The sequence below is a fragment of the Candidatus Rhodobacter oscarellae genome, assembly GCF_001078595.1.
Lineage (GTDB): Bacteria > Pseudomonadota > Alphaproteobacteria > Rhodobacterales > Rhodobacteraceae > Rhodobacter_B > Rhodobacter_B oscarellae.
In genome coordinates, this window is the sequence record NZ_LFTY01000002.1 from 1,595,993 (window position 1) to 1,615,421 (window position 19,429).

22 protein-coding genes are annotated in these 19,429 nt (G+C 65.2%); 6 read left to right on the top strand and 16 right to left on the bottom strand.

Going from position 1 to position 19,429, the window contains the following annotated elements; translation table 11 throughout:
* Positions 1 to 29 precede the first annotated feature (29 nt).
* The 6 genes from AIOL_RS12510 (at position 30) to AIOL_RS12535 (ending at position 5,472) form a co-directional block, all read left to right on the top strand.
* Positions 30 to 1,049 carry a PhoH family protein gene (locus AIOL_RS12510; RefSeq protein WP_049643283.1) on the top strand — a complete coding sequence of 340 codons (1,020 nt, stop codon included), beginning with the start codon at positions 30 to 32 and terminating at the stop codon, positions 1,047 to 1,049.
* Positions 1,050 to 1,285: 236 nt separating this feature from the next.
* Positions 1,286 to 1,702, top strand: a complete 417-nt coding sequence (locus AIOL_RS12515; RefSeq protein ID WP_049643284.1) for a Fur family transcriptional regulator — start codon at positions 1,286 to 1,288, stop codon at positions 1,700 to 1,702.
* On the top strand, positions 1,699 to 2,565 hold the full coding sequence (locus AIOL_RS12520) for a DMT family transporter (protein ID WP_049643285.1): 867 nt from the start codon (positions 1,699 to 1,701) through the stop codon (positions 2,563 to 2,565). The genes AIOL_RS12515 and AIOL_RS12520 overlap by 4 nt, the downstream gene beginning before the upstream one ends.
* Positions 2,566 to 2,589: 24 nt before the next feature.
* Complete coding sequence (locus AIOL_RS12525) at positions 2,590 to 3,636, top strand: cobalamin-independent methionine synthase II family protein (protein WP_049643286.1); 1,047 nt, start codon at positions 2,590 to 2,592, stop codon at positions 3,634 to 3,636.
* A gap of 201 nt (positions 3,637 to 3,837) precedes the next feature.
* A complete protein-coding gene (gene eno / locus AIOL_RS12530; protein ID WP_049643287.1) occupies positions 3,838 to 5,112 on the top strand; it encodes a phosphopyruvate hydratase in 1,275 nt (424 codons plus the stop codon).
* Entirely contained in the window at positions 5,113 to 5,472 is a 360-nt protein-coding gene (locus tag AIOL_RS12535; RefSeq protein ID WP_049643288.1) for a VOC family protein, read from the top strand.
* Positions 5,473 to 5,555: 83 nt separating this feature from the next.
* On the opposite strand, the gene AIOL_RS12540 is transcribed toward AIOL_RS12535, so the two are convergent.
* The 16 genes from AIOL_RS12540 to AIOL_RS12615 all read right to left on the bottom strand — a co-directional run bounded on the left by AIOL_RS12540 (position 5,556) and on the right by AIOL_RS12615 (position 19,429).
* Complete coding sequence (locus tag AIOL_RS12540) at positions 5,556 to 6,806, bottom strand: glutamate-5-semialdehyde dehydrogenase (RefSeq protein ID WP_049643289.1); 1,251 nt, start codon at positions 6,804 to 6,806, stop codon at positions 5,556 to 5,558.
* Between the two features lie 15 nt (positions 6,807 to 6,821).
* The gene (gene proB / locus AIOL_RS12545; RefSeq protein WP_049643290.1) at positions 6,822 to 7,925 is read right to left on the bottom strand and encodes a glutamate 5-kinase; all 1,104 of its coding nucleotides are present in this window, start codon (positions 7,923 to 7,925) and stop codon (positions 6,822 to 6,824) included.
* A complete protein-coding gene (gene obgE / locus AIOL_RS12550; protein WP_049643291.1) occupies positions 7,913 to 8,947 on the bottom strand; it encodes a GTPase ObgE in 1,035 nt (344 codons plus the stop codon). Before obgE ends, proB begins: the two co-directional genes overlap by 13 nt.
* On the bottom strand, positions 8,944 to 9,981 hold the full coding sequence (locus tag AIOL_RS12555; protein WP_049643292.1) for a GNAT family N-acetyltransferase: 1,038 nt from the start codon (positions 9,979 to 9,981) through the stop codon (positions 8,944 to 8,946). Before AIOL_RS12555 ends, obgE begins: the two co-directional genes overlap by 4 nt.
* A 107-nt stretch (positions 9,982 to 10,088) precedes the next feature.
* Entirely contained in the window at positions 10,089 to 10,622 is a 534-nt protein-coding gene (locus AIOL_RS12560) for a GNAT family N-acetyltransferase (RefSeq protein ID WP_049643293.1), read from the bottom strand.
* A gap of 3 nt (positions 10,623 to 10,625) precedes the next feature.
* A complete protein-coding gene (locus AIOL_RS12565; RefSeq protein WP_049643294.1) occupies positions 10,626 to 11,228 on the bottom strand; it encodes a LysE family translocator in 603 nt (200 codons plus the stop codon).
* Entirely contained in the window at positions 11,225 to 11,776 is a 552-nt protein-coding gene (locus tag AIOL_RS12570) for a GNAT family N-acetyltransferase (protein ID WP_049643295.1), read from the bottom strand. Before AIOL_RS12570 ends, AIOL_RS12565 begins: the two co-directional genes overlap by 4 nt.
* A complete protein-coding gene (locus AIOL_RS12575) occupies positions 11,773 to 12,420 on the bottom strand; it encodes an HAD family hydrolase (RefSeq protein WP_049643296.1) in 648 nt (215 codons plus the stop codon). Before AIOL_RS12575 ends, AIOL_RS12570 begins: the two co-directional genes overlap by 4 nt.
* A complete protein-coding gene (locus AIOL_RS12580; RefSeq protein WP_049643297.1) occupies positions 12,417 to 12,923 on the bottom strand; it encodes a GNAT family N-acetyltransferase in 507 nt (168 codons plus the stop codon). Before AIOL_RS12580 ends, AIOL_RS12575 begins: the two co-directional genes overlap by 4 nt.
* On the bottom strand, positions 12,916 to 14,331 hold the full coding sequence (locus AIOL_RS12585) for an RtcB family protein (protein WP_049643298.1): 1,416 nt from the start codon (positions 14,329 to 14,331) through the stop codon (positions 12,916 to 12,918). The genes AIOL_RS12580 and AIOL_RS12585 overlap by 8 nt, the downstream gene beginning before the upstream one ends.
* Before the next feature lie 125 nt (positions 14,332 to 14,456).
* Positions 14,457 to 14,726 (bottom strand): 50S ribosomal protein L27, encoded by a 270-nt coding sequence (gene rpmA / locus AIOL_RS12590; RefSeq protein WP_049643299.1) that lies wholly within the window; start codon positions 14,724 to 14,726, stop codon positions 14,457 to 14,459.
* 12 nt (positions 14,727 to 14,738) lie between these two features.
* The gene (locus AIOL_RS12595; RefSeq protein WP_049643300.1) at positions 14,739 to 15,440 is read right to left on the bottom strand and encodes a 50S ribosomal protein L21; all 702 of its coding nucleotides are present in this window, start codon (positions 15,438 to 15,440) and stop codon (positions 14,739 to 14,741) included.
* 161 nt (positions 15,441 to 15,601) lie between these two features.
* A complete protein-coding gene (locus tag AIOL_RS12600; RefSeq protein WP_049643301.1) occupies positions 15,602 to 16,090 on the bottom strand; it encodes a GNAT family N-acetyltransferase in 489 nt (162 codons plus the stop codon).
* A complete protein-coding gene (locus AIOL_RS12605) occupies positions 16,087 to 16,680 on the bottom strand; it encodes an HD domain-containing protein (RefSeq protein ID WP_049643302.1) in 594 nt (197 codons plus the stop codon). Before AIOL_RS12605 ends, AIOL_RS12600 begins: the two co-directional genes overlap by 4 nt.
* Before the next feature lie 369 nt (positions 16,681 to 17,049).
* The gene (locus tag AIOL_RS12610) at positions 17,050 to 18,792 is read right to left on the bottom strand and encodes a capsule biosynthesis protein (protein ID WP_049643303.1); all 1,743 of its coding nucleotides are present in this window, start codon (positions 18,790 to 18,792) and stop codon (positions 17,050 to 17,052) included.
* Positions 18,776 to 19,429, bottom strand: coding sequence for an ABC transporter ATP-binding protein (locus AIOL_RS12615; RefSeq protein ID WP_049643304.1), 654 nt, complete (start codon positions 19,427 to 19,429; stop codon positions 18,776 to 18,778). The genes AIOL_RS12610 and AIOL_RS12615 overlap by 17 nt, the downstream gene beginning before the upstream one ends.

The window sequence follows — 19,429 nt, forward strand, 5'->3', positions numbered from 1 at the left end:
CTCCGACTCACAACATCTAGGAGTTCAGATTGGCCATCAGTACCCTGTCGCCCGAAAGCGCAACTGCGGAAGACCCGCACGAGACAGCTCTGGAATTTGCCGACAACCGCGTGCTGATTGACCTGTGCGGCGAGCACGACCGGAACCTCGCGCAGATCGAACAGAAGCTGGGCGTGCAGATCCTGCGGCGCGGGAACCTGCTGACGATTGTGGGCGAGGCCGAGCTGCGGGCGCAGGCCGCCGCGGTTCTGGGGCGGCTCTATGCGCGGCTGGAAAGCGGGCGTGCGGTGGACCCCGGCGAGATTGACGGTGCGATCCGCCTCGGCGGCACCGGCGAGCAGACCGGCGCGCGGGATGGCGACCAGATCGAGATGTTCCGCAAGGGCGATGTCGAGATCCGCACCCGCAAGAAAACCGTCGAGCCGCGCACCGCCGCACAGAAGGCCTATGTGCAGAACCTCTTTGCGCATGAGCTGGGCTTTGGCATCGGGCCTGCGGGCACCGGCAAGACCTATCTGGCCGTGGCCGTGGGCGTTAATATGTTCATCTCGGGCCATGTGGACCGAATCATCCTGTCCCGCCCCGCCGTTGAGGCCGGCGAGCGCCTGGGCTTCCTGCCCGGCGACATGAAGGACAAGGTCGATCCCTACATGCAGCCGCTCTACGACGCGCTGAATGACTTTTTGCCGTCCAAGCAGGTCGGCAAGCTGATCGAGGAGAAGAAGATCGAGATCGCGCCTCTGGCCTTCATGCGCGGGCGCACCCTGGCGAATGCCTTTGTGGTCCTGGACGAGGCTCAAAACGCCACCACCATGCAGATGAAGATGTTCCTGACCCGTCTGGGCGAGGGCTCGCGCATGGTGATCACCGGGGATCGCAGCCAGGTGGACCTGCCGCGCGGGGTGCAGTCGGGACTGCGCGACGCCGAGCGCCTGCTGGGCGAAATCTCGGACATCTCGTTCAACTACTTCACATCCAAGGACGTGGTGCGCCACCAATTGGTGGCCAAGATCATCGAGGCCTATGACGCCGATGAGGTGAAGGGCTAGCCAGCCAGCGCGATCGCCAGCAGGGTTGGCGTCATAAACCCGGCAAAAAAGATAATCGCGGCGCGCATGTGTTCTCTCCTTGAATTCGTGCGTTGGGGCCCAACGACTTGTTGAACATGGGTCGGACCGCCCGCGCTCATGGTTCAAAAAAATCTGTGAAAATTCTCTCAACAACCGTTCCCTTTCGCCGGGCCATTGCGGTAGAACCCTTCACCACCGGTGAGCCGAGGGGAAAGATGGGCGACACGATCCTGGAACGCTGCGAGGCAAAGCGCCTGCGCATGACCGAGCAACGCCGCGTGATCGCGCGCGTGCTAGAGGGGGCTGACGACCACCCCGATGTCGAGGAGCTCTACGCCCGCGCCAGCGCCGTGGACCCGCGCATCTCGCTGGCCACGGTCTATCGCACGGTGAAGCTCTTTGAAGAGGCCGGCATCCTCGACAAGCTGGAATTCGGCGACGGGCGCGCCCGCTATGAGGACGCCGAGCGCGACCACCACGACCACCTGATCGACCTGCAAAGCGGCGAGGTGATCGAGTTCGTGGACCCCGAAATCGAGGCGCTGCAGGAAAAGATCGCGGCCAAGCTGGGCTACCGCCTCAAGGGCCACAGGCTGGAGCTTTACGGCGTCCCCCTCGACAAAGACACATGAGCAATCTGCGCGCCATCGGGCTGATGCTCTTCTCGATGGCGACGTTTGCGATAGGCGATGCGCTGATCAAGGTGGCCTCGGCGGATTTGGCCGTGGGGCAGATGGTGCTGATCATCGCCAGCATGGGATTGGTCTTCTTCGTGGCGCTGGCTTTGCGCGCGGGCCAGCCGCTTTATGCCCCGGGATTCTGGGCCCCGCCGGTGATCCTGCGCAACCTGGTCGAGGCCTGCACGGCGATCTGCATGGTCAGCGCGATCTCGGCGACGACGCTGTCGCTGACGATCTCGATCGTGCAAGCGGTGCCGCTGCTGGTAACCCTGGGGGCGGCGCTGTTTCTGGGAGAGCACGTGGGCCCGCGCCGCTGGGTGGCCGTGGCGGTGGGGCTCTTGGGCGTGATGATCATGCTGCGCCCCTCCTCAGAGGGCATCGCCCTCGGCGCGCTCTGGGCGGTGGGTGCGGCAATCGGCCTGGCGGTCCGAGACATCGCCTCGCGCCTGGCCCCGCCGGATGTCACCAACCTGCAATTGGCGATCTGGGGCACGGCCAGCCTGATCCCCAGCTCGGCGCTGTTTATGGCCTTTACCGAGGCGGCGCCCCTCGCGCCTGGCCCGCTTGCGATCACATTCGTGGCCGCGGCGGCCACGGCGCTGGGTTACTACGCGATCACCGCGGCGATGCGCACGGGCGAGGTCTCTGCGGTCGCGCCCTTCCGCTACACGCGGCTTTTGTTCGCGCTGGTGTTGGCCATGCTGTTTCTGGGCGAGCGCCCGGACGCCGCCACGCTGATCGGCGCGGCGGTGGTGATCGCCTCAGGGCTTTTTGTCTTGCTGCGCGAGCGCGCGCTGGCGCAAACTGCGGCCTGATACAGCCCCCAAAGGACCGCGATCATGCCGCTCAAGACCACCTGCATCGGCGCCTATCCCAAGCCTGACTATGTGCCGATCCGCGACTGGTTCCAGGTCGGCCATGACGCCGAAGACTATAACGACACGGTGCTGCGCGGCTGGTCCGAAGCGCCCGAGATCCAAGAGGCATTGGACCGCGCCACGGCTCAGGTCGTGGCCGATCAGATCGCCTGCGGCGTCGACGTGCCCACCGATGGCGAGGTGCGGCGCGACAATTACGTGCATTACCAGTGCCGGCATTTTGAGGGCTTCGATTTCCAGAACCTCACCAAGCGGGTGCTGCGCAACGGCGCCTATGTGGCCGAGCTGCCGACGATCCGCTCCGCCGTCCGAGCGACGGGCGAGAACGTCTTGGTGCGCGACTGGCAGGTCGCGCAGGCCGCAGCGCCGGACCGCCCGGTGAAGATCACCCTGCCCGGCCCGATGACGATCTCGGACACCACCGCCGATGAGCATTACCGCGACCCGCGCGCCCAGGCCTTTGATCTCGCCGCGGCGCTGAACGCCGAGGCGCGGGCGCTGGCCGAGGCCGGCTGCACCCATATCCAGATCGACGAGCCGATCTTTGCCCGCAAGCCCGATCAGGCGCTGGATTTCGGCGTCGAGGCGCTGCGCCGCTGCTTTGACGGGCTGCCCGACACGGTGACCCGCGTGATGCATATGTGCTGCGGCTACCCGAACCGGCTGGATGATATGGACTACCCCAAGGCCGACCAGGACAGCTATGTGCAGATCGCCCGCGCGGTGGATGGCGTGGCTGATGAGATCTCTATCGAGGACGCGCACCGGCACAACCCCGCAGAGCTCTTCGGGCTCTTTGAGCGCTCTAAGCTGATCGTGGGTTTTGTCACGGTGGCCTCCAGCCGGGTGGAACCCGTCGAAGAAATCGCGGCGCGCATGGCTGCTATCCTAGAGCATCTGCCGCCAGAGCGGCTGATCGCCGCGCCCGATTGCGGGCTGGGCTTTCTCGGGCGTGACCTGGCCATGACCAAGCTGCGCAACCTCTCGCAGGCCGCAACGTCAGTGTAGCACGTCGCCGCGCGCCCAGCCCACCCGCACGGAGCCGGAGGCGAGTACGGGGACAAAGAGCGTGCCGCAGGCACTCATTTTAACAACAGCCCGGGCGCGGCACCCCGGGGCGATGTTATCGCTAACTGGACCATTTCATCTGTCACATTGCCCTGCTATGACCGCCCCAATGATTGCACCCCGCCCATATCGGAGGCCCCCATGAGCATGATCATCGACATCCACGCCCGCGAAATCCTCGACAGCCGGGGCAACCCCACCGTCGAGGTTGACGTCACACTCGAGGACGGCACCCAGGGCCGCGCCGCGGTGCCCTCTGGCGCTTCCACCGGCGCCCATGAGGCCGTTGAAAAGCGCGACGGCGACGCCGCGCGCTACAAGGGCAAGGGCGTGCTCGAGGCCGTGGCCGCTGTGAACGGCGAGATCTCCGAGGCGCTGATCGGCGCCGACGTGACCGAGCAAGAATCGCTGGACGCCGCGATGATCGAGCTCGACGGCACGCCCAACAAGGCCCGCCTCGGCGCCAACGCGATCCTGGGCGTGTCCCTGGCCGCCGCCAAGGCCGCGGCCGACTTCACCGGGCAGCCGCTCTATCGCTATGTGGGGGGCACCTCGGCGCGCGTGCTGCCGGTGCCAATGATGAACATCATCAATGGCGGCGAGCATGCCGACAACCCCATCGACATCCAGGAATTCATGATCGTGCCGGTCTCGGCGCCGACGATGGCCGAGGCGGTGCGCATGGGCTCCGAGGTGTTCCACACGCTGAAGAAAGAGCTCTCTGAAGCGGGGCTCTCCACCGGCATCGGCGATGAGGGCGGCTTTGCGCCTAATATCGCCTCCACCCGCGAGGCCCTGGATTTCATCCTGTGCGCCGTGGACAAGGCGGGCTATCGCCCCGGCGAGGATATCTACCTGGCGCTGGATTGCGCCGCGACAGAGTATTTTAAGGGCGGCGAATACGTGCTGGTGGGCGAGGATCGGGTGCTCAGCTCTGACGACAATGCCTCTTACCTGCATGCGCTGGTCAGCGACTATCCGATTATCTCAATCGAGGACGGCATGGCCGAGGATGATTGGGATGGCTGGCGCACCCTGACTGAAATTCTGGGCAAGCATGTGCAGCTTGTGGGCGACGACCTCTTTGTGACGAACCCCGAGCGGCTGAGCCAAGGCATCGAGTCCGGCTGCGCCAACTCGATGCTGGTGAAGGTCAACCAGATCGGCTCGCTGTCAGAGACGCTAAAGGCGGTCGATATGGCGCATCGCGCGGGCTACACCAACGTGATGTCGCACCGCTCCGGCGAGACCGAGGACGCCACTATCGCGGACCTTGCAGTGGCCACGAATTGCGGGCAGATCAAGACCGGCTCGCTGGCGCGCTCTGACCGGCTGGCAAAGTATAACCAGTTGATCCGTATCGAGGAAATGCTGGGCGAGAGCGCGGAATACGCGGGCGCCTCGATCCTGCGCTAAATGCCGGGGCTGAGCCATATCGTGCTCTACGTCAAAGACCTGGGCGCGGTTCAGGCATTCTACTGCCATGTGTTTGGCTACCGCGCCCGTAACCGCCCCGGGGATCGGATCACAGAGCTGATCCCCGACGGGCCCGGCGCGCGCCTTTTGCTGCACAAAGCCAGCGCCAAGGCCCGTCAGGGGCAGGCCCAGACCAAGCTGTCCTTCCAAGTCGCGGATGTGGCCATTTTCTGCGCCGAGGCCGATACAACCTTGGTCCAGTTCGGCGCAATACATGACGCTGGAGACTATGAATTCGCCAACGCGAAGGACCCAGCGGGTAACTCCGTGCAGGTCACGTCACGACCGTTTGAGACGTGATTGGCCCATGTCGAGCAGAGGGTTGCGGGCGATAGTCCGGCCTTCCCGCAGTCACTTTGAGAGACGGCGGGACAAGTCCCGCCCTACTTGCGTATCGTGCCGTCTCCCTCGACGAGGTATTTAAAGCTGGTTAACTGCGCCGCGCCCACCGGCCCGCGTGCGTGCATCTTGCCTGTGGCGATGCCGATCTCGGCACCCATGCCGAACTCGCCGCCATCGGCGAACTGCGTCGAGGCGTTGCGCATCAGGATCGCGCTGTCGAGCCGCTCACAGAACCGCTCTGCCGCTTCGTCATCCTCGGTCAGGATGCAATCAGTGTGATCGGAGCCATATTGCCGGATATGTGCCACAGCTTCATCAATAGTATCAACGGCCTTCGCGGCAATTTTCATGTCGAGGTATTCCATGCCCCAATCGGCCTCGGTGGCGGGCAAGGAGCCCTCCAGGCCTTCCGCACGCACCTCGACGCCCGCCTCCATCAGCATCGTCACCACGTCCTGACCCAGCGCCAGGGCGTCTTTGTGGATCAACAAGCACTCCGCCGCTCCGCAGATGCCGGTGCGCCGCGTCTTGGCGTTCAGCACCACATCCATGGTCTTCTGCGGGTCCGCCGCCGCGTCGATATAGATATGCACGATGCCCTCGAGATGGGCAAAGACCGGCACCCGCGCCTCGCGCTGCACCAGCCCCACAAGGCCCTTGCCGCCGCGCGGCACGATCACGTCGATCATGTCCACCATGGTCAGCATCTCGCTAACCGCGGCGCGGTCCCGCGTGGGCACGCGCTGTATCGCATCCTCGGGCAGCCCCGCGGCGCGCAGCCCATCCACCAGGCAGGCATGGATCGCGCCGGAGGAGTGGAAGCTCTCGGACCCGCCACGCAGGATGACGGCGTTCCCGGCCTTCAGGCAGAGCGCGCCTGCATCCGCGGTCACATTCGGGCGGCTCTCATAGATCACGCCAACGACGCCCAACGGCGTGCGCACCCGGCGGATATGCAGCCCGGTGGGCCGGTCCCATTCGGCGATCACCTCGCCCACCGGGTCGTCCTGTGCGGCCACGGCCCGCAGCCCGTCGCACATGCCCTGGATGCGCGCCTCGTCCAGCATCAGCCGGTCGAGCATCGCATCCGAAAGCCCCTTGTCGCGGCCAAACGCCATGTCCTGGGCGTTGGCGGCGATGATCTCGGCCCGGCGGTCCCAAACGGCATCCGCGGCGGCGTTCAGCGCGGCGGTCTTGGCCTGGGCTGGGGCGAAGGCAAGCTGCGCAGCGGCAGCTTTCGCGCGCGTGCCCAGATCGGCCATCACGGCGGGAATATCGTTTAAATCCTTCATCCTATCGCCCCTTCTTCATGTCACCATGTCATCGCGATGCACCAGAGCCGCGCGCCCTGGATAGCCCAGCACCGCCTCGATGTCACCCGATTGCCGGCCTTTGATCGCATCCGCCTCGGCGCTGGTGTAGCGCGAGAGCCCGCGCCCCAACGCGCCGTCCGGCCCTGTGATCACAACCGGATCGCCGCGCCCGAAATCGCCACTGACCGTGGTCACTCCTGCCGGCAAGAGCGATTTGCCGCGCCCCAGCGCCTTTGCCGCACCGGCATCAACCAGGATCTCACCCTTGGGCTTCATCGCAGCGATCCAGCCCTTGCGGGCGGCCTGCGGATCGCCCTGCGCGGCGAACCAGGTGCAGGGCGCGCCATCATGCAAAGCCTGCAGCGGTCGCATCAGCGACCCCTCGGCAATCACCATCGCACAGCCCCGTCCGGTGGCTGTTTTTGCCGCCAAGAGCTTGGTCTTCATGCCACCCTTCGACAGCCCAGAGCCCTCATCGCCGGCCATCGCCTCGATCTCTGGCGTGATCTCCTCGACCTTGTCATAGCGCTTCGCCGCGGCGTCCTGGCGGGGATCGCCGGAATAAAACCCGTCCACATCGCTGAGCAGCACCAAAACATCCGCGCCGACGGTCACCGCGATCTGCGCCGCCAGCCGGTCGTTGTCGCCAAAGCGGATCTCGTCGGTGGCAATGGTGTCGTTCTCGTTCACGATGGGCACGGTCTCCAATCGCAAGAGCTGCTCCATCGTCGCGCGGCTGTTCAGATAGCGCCGCCGGTCCGCGCTGTCCTCCAGCGTCAGAAGCACCTGCGCCGTGGTCAGCCCGTGCGGGGCCAGCGCCTCTTCATAGGCGCGGGCGAGCCGGATCTGGCCCACCGCGGCGGCGGCCTGGGACTGTTCCAGCGCCAGAGTGCCCGCGGGCATCTCCAGCACCGCGCGCCCCAGGGCGATTGAGCCCGAGGACACCAGGATCACATCCGTGCCCCGGTACTTCAGCGCCGCGACGTCCTTTGCCAGGCCTTTCAGCCAATCGGCGCGCAGGGTTCCGTCGTCACGGTCCACCAAAAGCGCCGAGCCAATCTTGATGACCGCGCGTTTTGCTGCGTTCAGGGTTTCCACGTCTCTGGCTCCTCGCCGGCGCGGCGTTCGCGCACGCGGTCGTCCTCGATCTGGGCCCGCACGGCGCGCAGGACCTCGGTCAGCCCCTCGCGGCTGACCCCCGACATGAGCATGACGGGCCCCGCAACGGCCTCCAATGCGGCGCGCGCCTCGGCGCGCTCGTCGTCGTCCAGCGCGTCGATCTTGTTCAGCGCGGTCACGCGAGGCTTATCCGCCAGCGCGCCGCCATAGGCCTCTAGCTCGCCAATGATGGTGGCGTAGTCGCCCGCGACGTCCTGGGACGTGCCGTCCACCAGGTGCAAGAGCACCGCGCAGCGCTCCACATGGCCCAGAAAGCGGTCGCCGATCCCGCGCCCCTCATGCGCGCCCTCGATAAGCCCCGGAATATCCGCCATCACGAACTCTGCGTTGTCCACGCCGACCACGCCCAGATTCGGGTGCAGCGTGGTGAAGGGGTAATCCGCGATCTTGGGCCGCGCGTTGGACGTGGCCGCCAGGAAGGTCGACTTGCCCGCATTCGGCAGCCCCAACAGCCCCGCATCCGCGATCAGTTTCAGCCGCAGCCAGAGCGTGCGCTCCACCCCGGCAAGCCCCGGATTCGCTGTGCGCGGCGCCTGGTTGGTCGAGGACTTGAAGTGCAGGTTTCCAAAGCCGCCATTGCCGCCCTTGGCCAGCACGATCCGCTGCCCCACGCGGGTCAGATCGCCCAGCACGGTCTCCTCGTCCTCGTCGAGGATCTCGGTCCCCACCGGCACCCGCAGCACGATGTCGTCGCCATCCTTGCCGGTGCGCTGTTTGCCCATGCCGCCCTGGCCGTTCTTGGCGAAGAAGTGCTGCTGATAGCGGAAGTCGATCAGGGTGTTCAGCCCGTCCACCGCCTCGGCAATCACGTCGCCGCCGCGCCCGCCGTCGCCGCCATCGGGCCCGCCATACTCGATATACTTTTCGCGCCGGAAGCTGACCGCCCCGTTGCCGCCGCTGCCCGAGCGGATATAGACCTTCGCCAGGTCGAGGAATTTCATTGCATCGCGTCCATTTGTGCTCGCGTCAGGCGATAGAGGTTTACGGGCGCGGGCTCAAGGCGGCCTTTGCTGTCGCCCATACCCTGGCCGCGGGGTTCAAAGCCCAACTTCTCTAAGATCCGCGCGCTGGCGGGGTTGTCGGTAAAGGCGTCGGCGGTGATCTCGTCCAGGTCCTGCCATTGCGCGAAAGCCGCGGGCAGGAAGGCGCGCAGCGCCTCGGTGACATAGCCCTGCCCACAATGCGCCTTTGAAATCACATAGCCCAGCGACATCTCTGGTCCGCCACAACCGATGGAGCCCACATAAGTCCCGTCATGCAGCCGGATCGCCCGACTGAACCCTTGCCGCCCCGGCACAAGCCGCCCGGTCAGCCAGTCCCGCGCCTGCTCCAGCGTCCAGTTCGGGATCGCGCTGGCCAGCATGCGCGCCGTCTCGGGGCGCCCATGCTCGCGATGGATCACCGGCAGATCCTCCAGCGTCACCGCATTCAGCACCAGCCGTTCGGTCCGGCAGGTGAAGAGCGGCACATGCGGACCCTCTAGGCGCACGCAGATCAGGTCGCGGTCCTCGCCAAAGAAATTCACCCAGCGCTTGATCTCCTTAGTGTAGGTGAACCCCAGCTGGGTGAGGATCTGCGCCGAGCCCGCGTTGCCCTTGACCCAACCGCTGATCAGGGGCGCCTTGGAGCGCTGCCAATGCCAGTCGACCAGCGCGCGCGCCGCCTCTGACATGATCCCCTGCCCCCAGGCGCTTTGCCGCAGCCAATAGCCAAGCTCGTAGGACGGCCCCTTGGTGTCACCCATGCTGATCACGCCCAAGGGCGCGCCGCCCTGCGTGATCACGCGATAGCGCGGGTTGTCCTGGAACATCTCGATAAATTCGCGCCCGTCTTGCTCGGTATAGGGGCATGGCGGCGACGTCAGCCAGCGATGCACCGCCGGGTTGGCGATCTCGCGGGCGATCCACGGCGCGTCCTCGGGGCGCAGCATGCGCAGCGCCAGGCGTGCGGTTTCAATGTCTTGGGTCGACGTCATGTTGGCCTCCTTACGGCCTGGATTGTTCGGTCGAGTGACGAAAAATTAGGGGAATCTTCAGGCGAATCGCGCGACACTAGCGCCGGGTGGGCGCCGACGGCGCGCCGTCACTCCAGCTTGCGCAGATAGGTCCAGGTCGGCACGGTCATGCCCTGGGCGACCGAGTGGTGCTCGGCGTCCCCCAGATATTCGAACCCCGCATTGCTCAAGACCCGCCCCGAGGCGGGGTTGTCCTGGAACACCCAGGCGAACAGGGTCCGAGCGCCATGCGGGTTGGCCGCGATCATCGCCTCTACCGCCTCGGAGGCCAGCCCCTGGTTCCAGAACTGCGGCGCGATCCAGAACCCGATCTCGGATTGCTGCCGGTCCATGCGTTCCAGCCCGACCGCGCCCACCAGCGCGGGCAGACCCGCCCGAGTGCCGTCGATGGCCCAGACATCCTCGACCCGCCCGGGGTCCGCGCATTGGGCCAGAAACGCCTGCGTCGCCCCCGGCGGCAGCGGGTGCGGCAAGTTGATGTTGCGCGCCACCAGCGGGTCGCCCGCATAGGATTCCAGGGGCGCGGCGTCGCCCGCACGCAAGGGCCGCAAATTCAGCCGCGCCGCCTCAAAACTGGGTTGCTCTATCTTTTGCTCCAACATCTTTCAGCCCCCTCCTCCCGAGGTCAAAACGAATAAAACCGACGCCACGGTCAGCGCCGCCAGCGTCCACATCAGGTATCTTTCTGCCCGGGTTCCGGCCACCGTCGCGGCGATTCTGTCGCCGCCAAAGGTCCAGATCGGGTGGAACACCGCCTGGACCGCAAAGAGCACGGCGGCGATGATAGCGGTTGCCTGTAAAGCAGAGGTTTCCGGGCCCACAAAATTCGTGAACCCCGCGGTGATCATCGCCCAGGCCTTTGGGTTCAGCGGGTGCACGATCAACCCGGCCCGAAAGCCCGGCACCGCCCCCGCCGCGCCAGGCTTTAGGCGCAGATTTGCGATCTTCCAGGCGAGAAAGATGATATAGGCCGCACTCGCGTATTTCAGCGCGGTGAACAGCCAAGGCACCGCCTCGGCCAGCTCCATCAGACCGAACCCAATCGGCCAGATGATCAACTGCTTGCCAAAGAGCACCCCCAGCATGAACGGCAGCGCCGCCCGGAACCCATAACGCGCCCCGGTGGCCAGCATCGCCATATTGGCAGGGCCCGGCGTACCGACCTGGCTGGCCGCAAAGGCCGCGAAGAGACCAACCGCGACGCTCATGTGCCTGCCTCAAAATCACGCGCCAGAAGACCCATCATCACGTCGTCATGCCATTCATCGCCGATCTGGGCTGCTTCGCGCTCCCGGCCCTCTTCGACGAACCCAAGCTTGCGGTAAGACGCGATGGCACGCGCATTAAAAGCCAACACGCGGCACCCAATCCGATGCAATCCAAGCGTGTCGAACCCATGCGACAGCAAAAGGCGTCCGGCCGTGGTGCCGTGCCCACGACCGAGATGCGCGGCTGAAATGATGCCGATCGCGAAACTGGCCCGACGATCTGCAGCCACCAAGGAATGCAACCGCGTCGCGCCCACCAGTGTTCCATCGACGGTGATCACGAATTCCATCGGGTTCGCGGCAATACCGGCCACCCAGTCGCGCGCGTGCTCTATGGTCAACTCGCGGAGAAGGCTTGGGTCCAGCCCAAAACAACGCTCGATCTCGGGGTTGCGCCCAAGTTCAAGACGCGCCTCGGCATCGCTGGGCCGGGCGTCCCGCAAAGTGACGTTCTGCGCGGACAGAACCGGTTTCAAAGGCACGCTCATGTGCCTGCCTCGCAATGCGCGGATACGGCCCGCCGCAACGCGCCGCGCGTGGCCTCGGTGAAGTGGAACGCAGCCCAGCCGCTGGCACGAGCGGCCGCCACATTGGCGGCCAGGTCATCGACAAGCATCATCTGGCCGGGAACAACGCCCAACCCTGTGGTAACGGCCTCGAAGTAGTCCTGGTTCGGCTTGCAGGCACCCATCTCGCCCGAAGCAAAGATGCGCTCCATCCGCGCCCCAAAGGCCGGGTGCGCGCCAATCCGCTTCGTGCGCCGCCATTCGTTATTCGTCGCCATGACCTGTCGCGCGCCATGGTCGCGCGCGTGATCCAGCTCTGCCAGCACCTGCGCATTGGGGTGGAAATCCCGCGAGAACCATTCCTCGAGCATCGCGTCCGCGCCAGGCGCATAGCCCACCGCATTCGCCCAAATCGCGACGCGGTCCCGCAGGTCCTCTTGGCCGGTGATCACTTGCTGGAAATCCTTCTCAAACACAAAGGCCTTGAACCTCGCAAGGCTCTGCCCGGTGAACGTCTCAAAATCATCCGCCCAGACGAACCTTCCATCCTTCACGTTGTCATTCAGCACGCCGTCGAAATCCCAGGCGATCACCGGTGCATTGGCAGAGGTTGCTGTCAGTGTCATGACACCCGCCTCCAATTCTCGCGAGTCAGCCGCAGGTTCACATTGGACACCTCAACCCCGCGCGCGCGGCTTTCCACAAAGTCGCGGCTCTCTTCGCGGAACCCCAGCCGGTTCAGGATATGCGCCGAGGCGCCATTGCCGGTGAAACAGCCCGAGGTGATCTCGTCGCGGCCCTCCTCGTTGAAGACATAGGTCAGCATCGCGGCGGTGGCTTCCGTCGCGATCCCCTGCCCCCAATAGTCGCGCCCGATCCAATAGCCGAAATGCTCGCCCGCGCTGATCCCGCCCACGACTGCGCCGTCCAGCGTGATCGCGACAAGCTCCGGCCAGCGGTCCGAGCCGTCCTCGTCGACCAGCCGCAGGTCCGCATGCCCGAAGGGATGCGGCACCTTGGCCAGCCATTTGGACACGGCAAAGTCATTCAACAGTTCGACCACGCGGGGGCCGTCCGCGGCCCGGAAGGGCCGCAGCAACAGACGCTCGGTCAGGATGTACCTAGCCATCGCCCGGTCCTCCCGTCTGCCGCGCGGCGCGCTTTGCCGCGGCTTTCTTGCGCCAAGGCGCGTCGCGTTCCCAGTCACCGGCCATAATCGAGCCGTAGGGCACGATCTCGTCGACCACATCCGCAAGGCCGAACTTGGCCATCTGCGCCCGCACGGTCGCGGCGGGTTTATAGGCCGAGGGCAGCTCTGACGTGTCGATATTGCCGCTATAGAACCGCGCGTCGATGCCCTGCGTCTCAGCGGCAAAGATCTCTGCCTCAGAGCGCTCGCCCAAGGCACGCTTATGCGCCGAGCGCGAGAAGTTGCGCCCCGCCCCATGCGGCGCGAAGCCCAGGTTGCGGTCGGTCACCGCGCCCCGGATCAGAAGCACCGGCTCGGCCATGTTCAACGGCACAATCTGTGTGCCGTTGGTATCGGGCAGCATCTCGGTATCCACCGGCGTCGCGCCCTTGGCGTGGTAGAACATGTCCCCCTTGCGGAAGACAAAGTTATGCTCGTTCCAGAAGCGCTCGCGCACGTCCTTGCCGGCCACCTGCGCGGCGGCCTGATGCAGGCAGTTATGATTGCCCTTGGTCCACTTGCGGATCAACTGCAGCGCCTGCCAATAGGCCTCGCCCTCGTCGGTATCCGCGGGGATCCAGGCGTTCTGCTTCAGCACGCCCGTTGACAGCTTCTTGCGCCAGGCCTCCGCCGCGCGCATCCCCAGCTTGTACAAGCTCGCCCCCGGCCCGCGAGAGCCGTGGTGGGTGACCAAGCAAGTGGTGCCATTCGCGGACGACGTGCCCGCATAGGCAAAGTGGTTGCCGTCGCCCTGAGTGCCCAGATGCTCAAGAGCGGCCTGCAAGATCTTCTTATCGTTCAGAAAAGAGTTCTCGCGGAACGCGTCATAAAGCTCTGGCGACATGGTATAACGCATCCCGTTCGGGCGCCCGCCGGGGCCGAAATGCGTGACCTTATGCACCGCGTCCAGGATGTCCTTGGGCTGCGCGTCCTCGAACTCGGTCACCATGACCGAGCAGCAGATATCAGCCGAGTGCATGCCCGGATGGATTGCGTTCTGAGCCGCCACGACCCCACCCACGGGGATCGTGCCCACCGGACCCGCCGGGCAGGCGTCGGGCATCACCGCGCCCGCGCGCAGCGTCGGCGTGCGCATCAGCACGTCCATCGTCTCGCGCACCTTGGCGACGTTTTCCTCTTCGGCCTCGGTTTCGGCCTCCAGGTTGAACTGGATCTCGGGGGCGACCTGCGGCTTTAGCTTGGGCGCGGGCTTGTTGGCGTTGACCCAGTCGGCCAGCGCCTGGCCCTCAAGCCCCAACACGCGCACGCGCTCCAGCGCAGCGCCCAGCTCGCGGCCCTGTTCAAACCCCAAATCAATCAGGTCTTTTCCGGTAATATTCGTCGTCATGGCTCCGCTTCCTCCTCGCGGATGGGCCTAAGTATTGGCCCAAGGTGACGCCGGTCCTCCAAAAAGAGAAAGGGACCGGCTTTTAAGCCGATCCCCCTAAAATCATAACCCTTAGGTTTCGGCTTTTACTCGGCGGCCTCCTGGGCTGGGAGTACCGAAATAAAGGTGCGGCCCTTGAGACCTTTGTGGAAGGTCACGTTGCCCTCGGAGGTCGCAAAGATGGTGTGATCTTTGCCCATGCCTACGCCCTCGCCCGGCCACCACTTCGTGCCGCGCTGCCGCACGATGATGTTGCCGGGTATGGCGTGCTGACCGCCGTACAGTTTCACGCCTAAGCGACGGCCCGCGGAGTCGCGGCCGTTACGGCTGGAACCACCTGCTTTTTTATGTGCCATCTCGTTCTCTCCTTAGCCTTTAGCCAGCTCTTTGGCCTGTTCGACCCAGCCTTCGCGCTCGATCCGGCCTTTGAACGACAGTTTCTCGTCGAAATCGGCGATGTCCTCGGCGCTCCAGGCGGCGATCTGGGCAAAGCTCGTCACGCCGTTGGCGAGCAGCTTCTTCTCCAGGGCCGGGCCCACGCCGGAAAGCTTCTTCAGGTCGTCAGCGCCCTCAGCGGCGGCGGGCGCCGCGGCCTCGGCCTTTTTCTCGGCCTTGGCGGGTTTGTCCGCTTTCGCAGCCTTAGCAGGCTTTTCCTCTTTGGCGGGCTTCTCAGCCTTCGCCTTCTTTGGCGCAGCAACGGCGGCAACAGCAGCGGCCGAAACCGAGCCTGCGCCCACAGCGGCCATCACGCCGGACGTGTCGGCGCCCTTGGCAAGGATCTCGGTCACGCGCAGCAGCGTCAGCTGCTGGCGGTGGCCCTTGGTGCGCTTGGACGAGTGCTTGCGGCGGCGCTTGACGAAGTTAATCGTCTTGGGCCCTTTGATCTGTTCGATCACCTCGGCCTGGACGCCTGCGCCCTCGACGGTCGGGGTGCCAACGGTGTCGCCCACCATCAGAATTTCGTTGAATTGGACGGTTTCACCCGCCGCTGCGGCCAGCTTCTCGACCCGGAGCACGTCCCCCGAGGCCACTTTGTACTGCTTGCCGCCGGTCTTTAGGACCGCAAACATGGCATTCTTCCTTTACCTTCCGCGTTCTTTGGTCCCTCTGGTCAGAGGCGTTTTTGGCGTTTGGCCACCGCGAACAGCGCGCCCATGGGCGTGTTGTGAATAAGAGCCGCGCTTATCGGGGCAAGCGGGCAACAAGTCAAGGGCCAATAAGGCGCGCCGCCCTAAAGCTCGTAGCGCTTGCGCAATTGGTTCACAACGAGCCCGCCTGCCAGGGCCACGTCGTCCTTGCGCGCGTAATCCTCAAAGCCGCGGCTTTGATAATAGGCCAGCCCGCCGGGGTTGTCGGCGCGGATCGTGGCGTTGATCCAGGTGTAGCCCAACGCGCGGGCGGCAGCACAGGTCGCCTCAAATAGCTGCGTGCCGATCCCAAGCCCGGTGCGCCCGATCCGCACGAATGTGGCGATGTCGCAGGCCTCGGGCGGCAGGTGCTGATGCGGGCCGATGGTCTGGAACCCATGCATCGTGCCGCCGTCATCCTCGGCCAAGTGCCAGGCCGAGCGGTCAGCGCTCTGCGCCATCCAGGCGGCCATGCCTGCCGCCGACAACTCGACCGTCATCGCGGTGGTCCCGCCGCGGCGGATGATTGCGTTCAAAAGCTCGGCCAACGGGGCGGCGTCCAGCGGTCCGGCGCGGCGGATATGCAGACTCATAGCTGCCCCAATAGCGCTTCGTGGCGCGCGGTGAACGCCGCGCGGACCTCCACCGGCGCGCGCAGGATCAGCGTCAGCCCCGCCACGTCCTCGGGTCGGGGCTTGCCAAAGAACTTATTCGCCTCCGCCTCGCTGAAACCGGCAAGCTGCACCGCCTCCAGCCAGGCCGAGACCTTATCGGCGCGCTTTATCTTGGCCTTCACCCATTTCGGGATCTGCGCGGGCAATCCAAAGCGGATGTGGATCGCCGCGGTCAACCGCTCGTCCAGCGCGCCATAGCCCGGCCCCACGGCGGCCTTCACCGGCGAGATCATGTCGCCGATCACGTATTCCGGCGCATCATGCAGCAGCGCGGCCAGGCGCCACCGCGCGGGCACGTCCGGGTGCTGGCGGGCGAAGATCTCTTCGACCAGCAAGGAATGCTCGGCCACCGAATAGGCAAAGTCGCCCTCGGTCTGCCCGTTCCAACGCGCAACGAAGGCTAGGCCATGGGCGATGTCCTCGATCTCGATATCAACGGGCGTCGGGTCCAGCAGGTCTAACCTGCGGCCCGAAAGCATGCGTTGCCAGGCGCGGGGGGGCTTGGGCATGAGGCTCCTCTATGTGATCGCATTGTGGCCGGCGCGTAGATGCCACAGCCAAATCGGCTTGGGAAGACGCGCCGCTCACAACGTGCTCACGGGCTTGCCTTTCGCGCGGGGCTGCCGCCCTCGCACGCCCCCCAAAACCGCGGCCCGCGCGACCGCGTGATAGACGAAGTATGGCGAGCAATTTGCCGGTGGTGGCCTGCAGAACCAAGCGCTCATCATCGAGGTCTGGGCCTTGTGAGAGACCGGCACCTTCACCGTGCTGATGACCACCACCAAGGGGCTTGCTTGCGTGATGGCAGGCGGCTCGATCTGGCGTCAGAACGCGCCAAAGCGGGCGGTGCTGGGCCTAGCCCAGCTAAGAAGCCCGCCCTAGGCCGAGACCTGCTCGCGCAAGATCGACGCGGTCAGCGAGAACATCATATAGATGCCGCCGAAGATCAGGAAGGCGAGGATCGTGTTCTCAAACGCGCGCGGATAGCTCGCCGTGTCGGGCACGATGGGCTTGACCGAGTTCTCAAGATAGCGCGTCTGCCGGTTCGCCTCGATCCGCGCGGTCTCAAGCTGCTGCACAGCCTGGGTGACCAACGCCTGACGGGTCTGCAGATCGGCCTCGGCCAGGCGCAACTGCCCGGTGATGAAGGCCAGCGACTCGCTGGAAGAGCTGTTCTGCGTCAGCTGCGAGCGCAGCTCTTCGATCAGGCTGCTCAGGCGCGCGATGTCGCCCTCGGTGCCCTCGACGCGGGCGCTGTTGGGGCGCGCGTTGGACTGCAGCTGCGCCAGTTGCAGCTTCTTTTCCTGCAGCTGGGTCTCAAAGGACGTGATCTGCGTCATCAGCGCTTGGCTTTCGGTGACCGGGTCAAGGACGCCCAGTTTCTGCTGGATCTCCAGCACCTTGGCCTGCGCCGACAGCAGCTTTTTCTCGGCCTCGGAAAGGCTTTTGAGCGCGCCGGACATCTGATCCTCGCGCAGGCGCTGGGTGAGGTTATCGACCTGCTCTTCGGCGTAGGAGATCAGCCGCTCTGCAAAGCTCTGCGCGACTTGCGGATCGGCGGCGATCACCTCCATCTTAATGAGGCCCTCGGTTGGGTCGTAGCTGATCAGAACTTTCTTCTTGAAGACCTTGTACGCCTGCTCTTTGGTGGCGTCGATTTCCAGCCGCTGCAGCGGATCGATGCGCTCGTCGCTGAAGTGGCTGATAAAGCCCAGATCCTGCTCCAACCGTAGCATCGCATCAAGCGAGCCCAGATAGCCCTGCACGGCAATCGAATCCTGGCTGGTCGCGAAACTGGTGCCCGTAAAGAGCCCGCCAAGCCCGCCGGCGGCGCCATTGGCCGGCTGCGCCTGCTGGATCACGAACTCCGACTTGGTCGAGAACATCGGCGTGGCCGTGACATAGAAGTAGTGGCCGGCCAGGAATGTCGGCAGCAGCACAAAGAAACCCAATCGGGTGACAAGCTGGATCAGCTTGCGCCGCCGCCGCCGCACGATGTCGCGCTGCATGCGGATGATTTCTTTGGCCCGGGTGTCCTCGGTTAGGACCTCTGTCGCGGGCAGCTTTGGCTTCGGCACGGTCTGCGGCACGCCAGCCCCGGCAGGCATAGCGCGCGCGTCCGCGGTGCTCATGGTCGCGCCGTCGCCCTGCGGCGAGACAACAAGCTCTAGCGCGCCGGTGCGCTGGAACGGGTCGATGCCCTTGGCCCGCAAGAGCCGCACAGCGTCGAAATCGGAGGTCGGCGCCAGCCCATGCTTTTGCGCCACGCGGCGGGCCATGCGCAGTTGGCGGCCCGTCAGGCCTTCCTTGCGGATTTCCGCGAGGGTCTCTTCGGGGGCTTCCTCTACGAGCGCGGGCTTTGCCGCCCCAGCCCCAGCGCCAGTGCCAGCACCAGTCCCAGCGCCAGCCGCGGCGGCGGTCGGGAACGGCGCGTCGCCAAAGCCGTCATCCGCGTCCGATGGCGCGAACATCTGGTCATCGACCGGCTGCGCACCAGCTGCGGTCGGCCCGCCTTGCGGCGCAGGCGCTTCGCCCGCCACCCCCGCGCGGCGCGCCGGGTCCAAAGGAGCCGGACCACTGCGGCGGATGCGGAACTTTTTGGCTCTAGGTTTGGTACTCATACATCACCCTTGCCTCTTCGAGGCTGTCAAACATGTGGAACTGGCCGTCGCGCAGAACAGCGGCGGAACGGCAGAATTTTTCTAGCGTTTTCGGCTGGTGCGAGACCACGATGATCGTGCTCTCCATCAGCCGCTCGCGCATGATCGAGCCCGCTTTGCGATTGAACTCCACATCCGTCGTCGAGGGCATGCCCTCGTCAATCAAATAGATGTCAAAGTCCAACGCCAGCAGCAACGCAAAGTTCAGCCGGGCCTTCATGCCCGCCGAATAGGTGCCGACCGGCATCTCGAAATACTCTTCGAGCCCGCAAAGCCAGCGGCAGAACGCCTCGATGTAATCCGGGTCCAGCCCGTAGAGCCGCGCGATGTAGCGGCAGTTCTCGCGCGCCGTATGGCGCGGCACCACGCCGCCCATGAAGCCCAGCGGGAACGAGATGCGGCAATCGCGGCGAATCACGCCCTCGTCGGGCTTCTCCAGGCCGGCAATCATGTTCACCAGCGTGGTCTTGCCGGTCCCATTCGGCGCCAGGACGCCCAGCGAGTTGCCCAGCTCAACGCGAAAAGACGCCCGATCAAGGATGACCTTGCGCTGCTTGCCGGTCCAGAAGGACTTGCTGACATTCTCAAATTCAAGCAT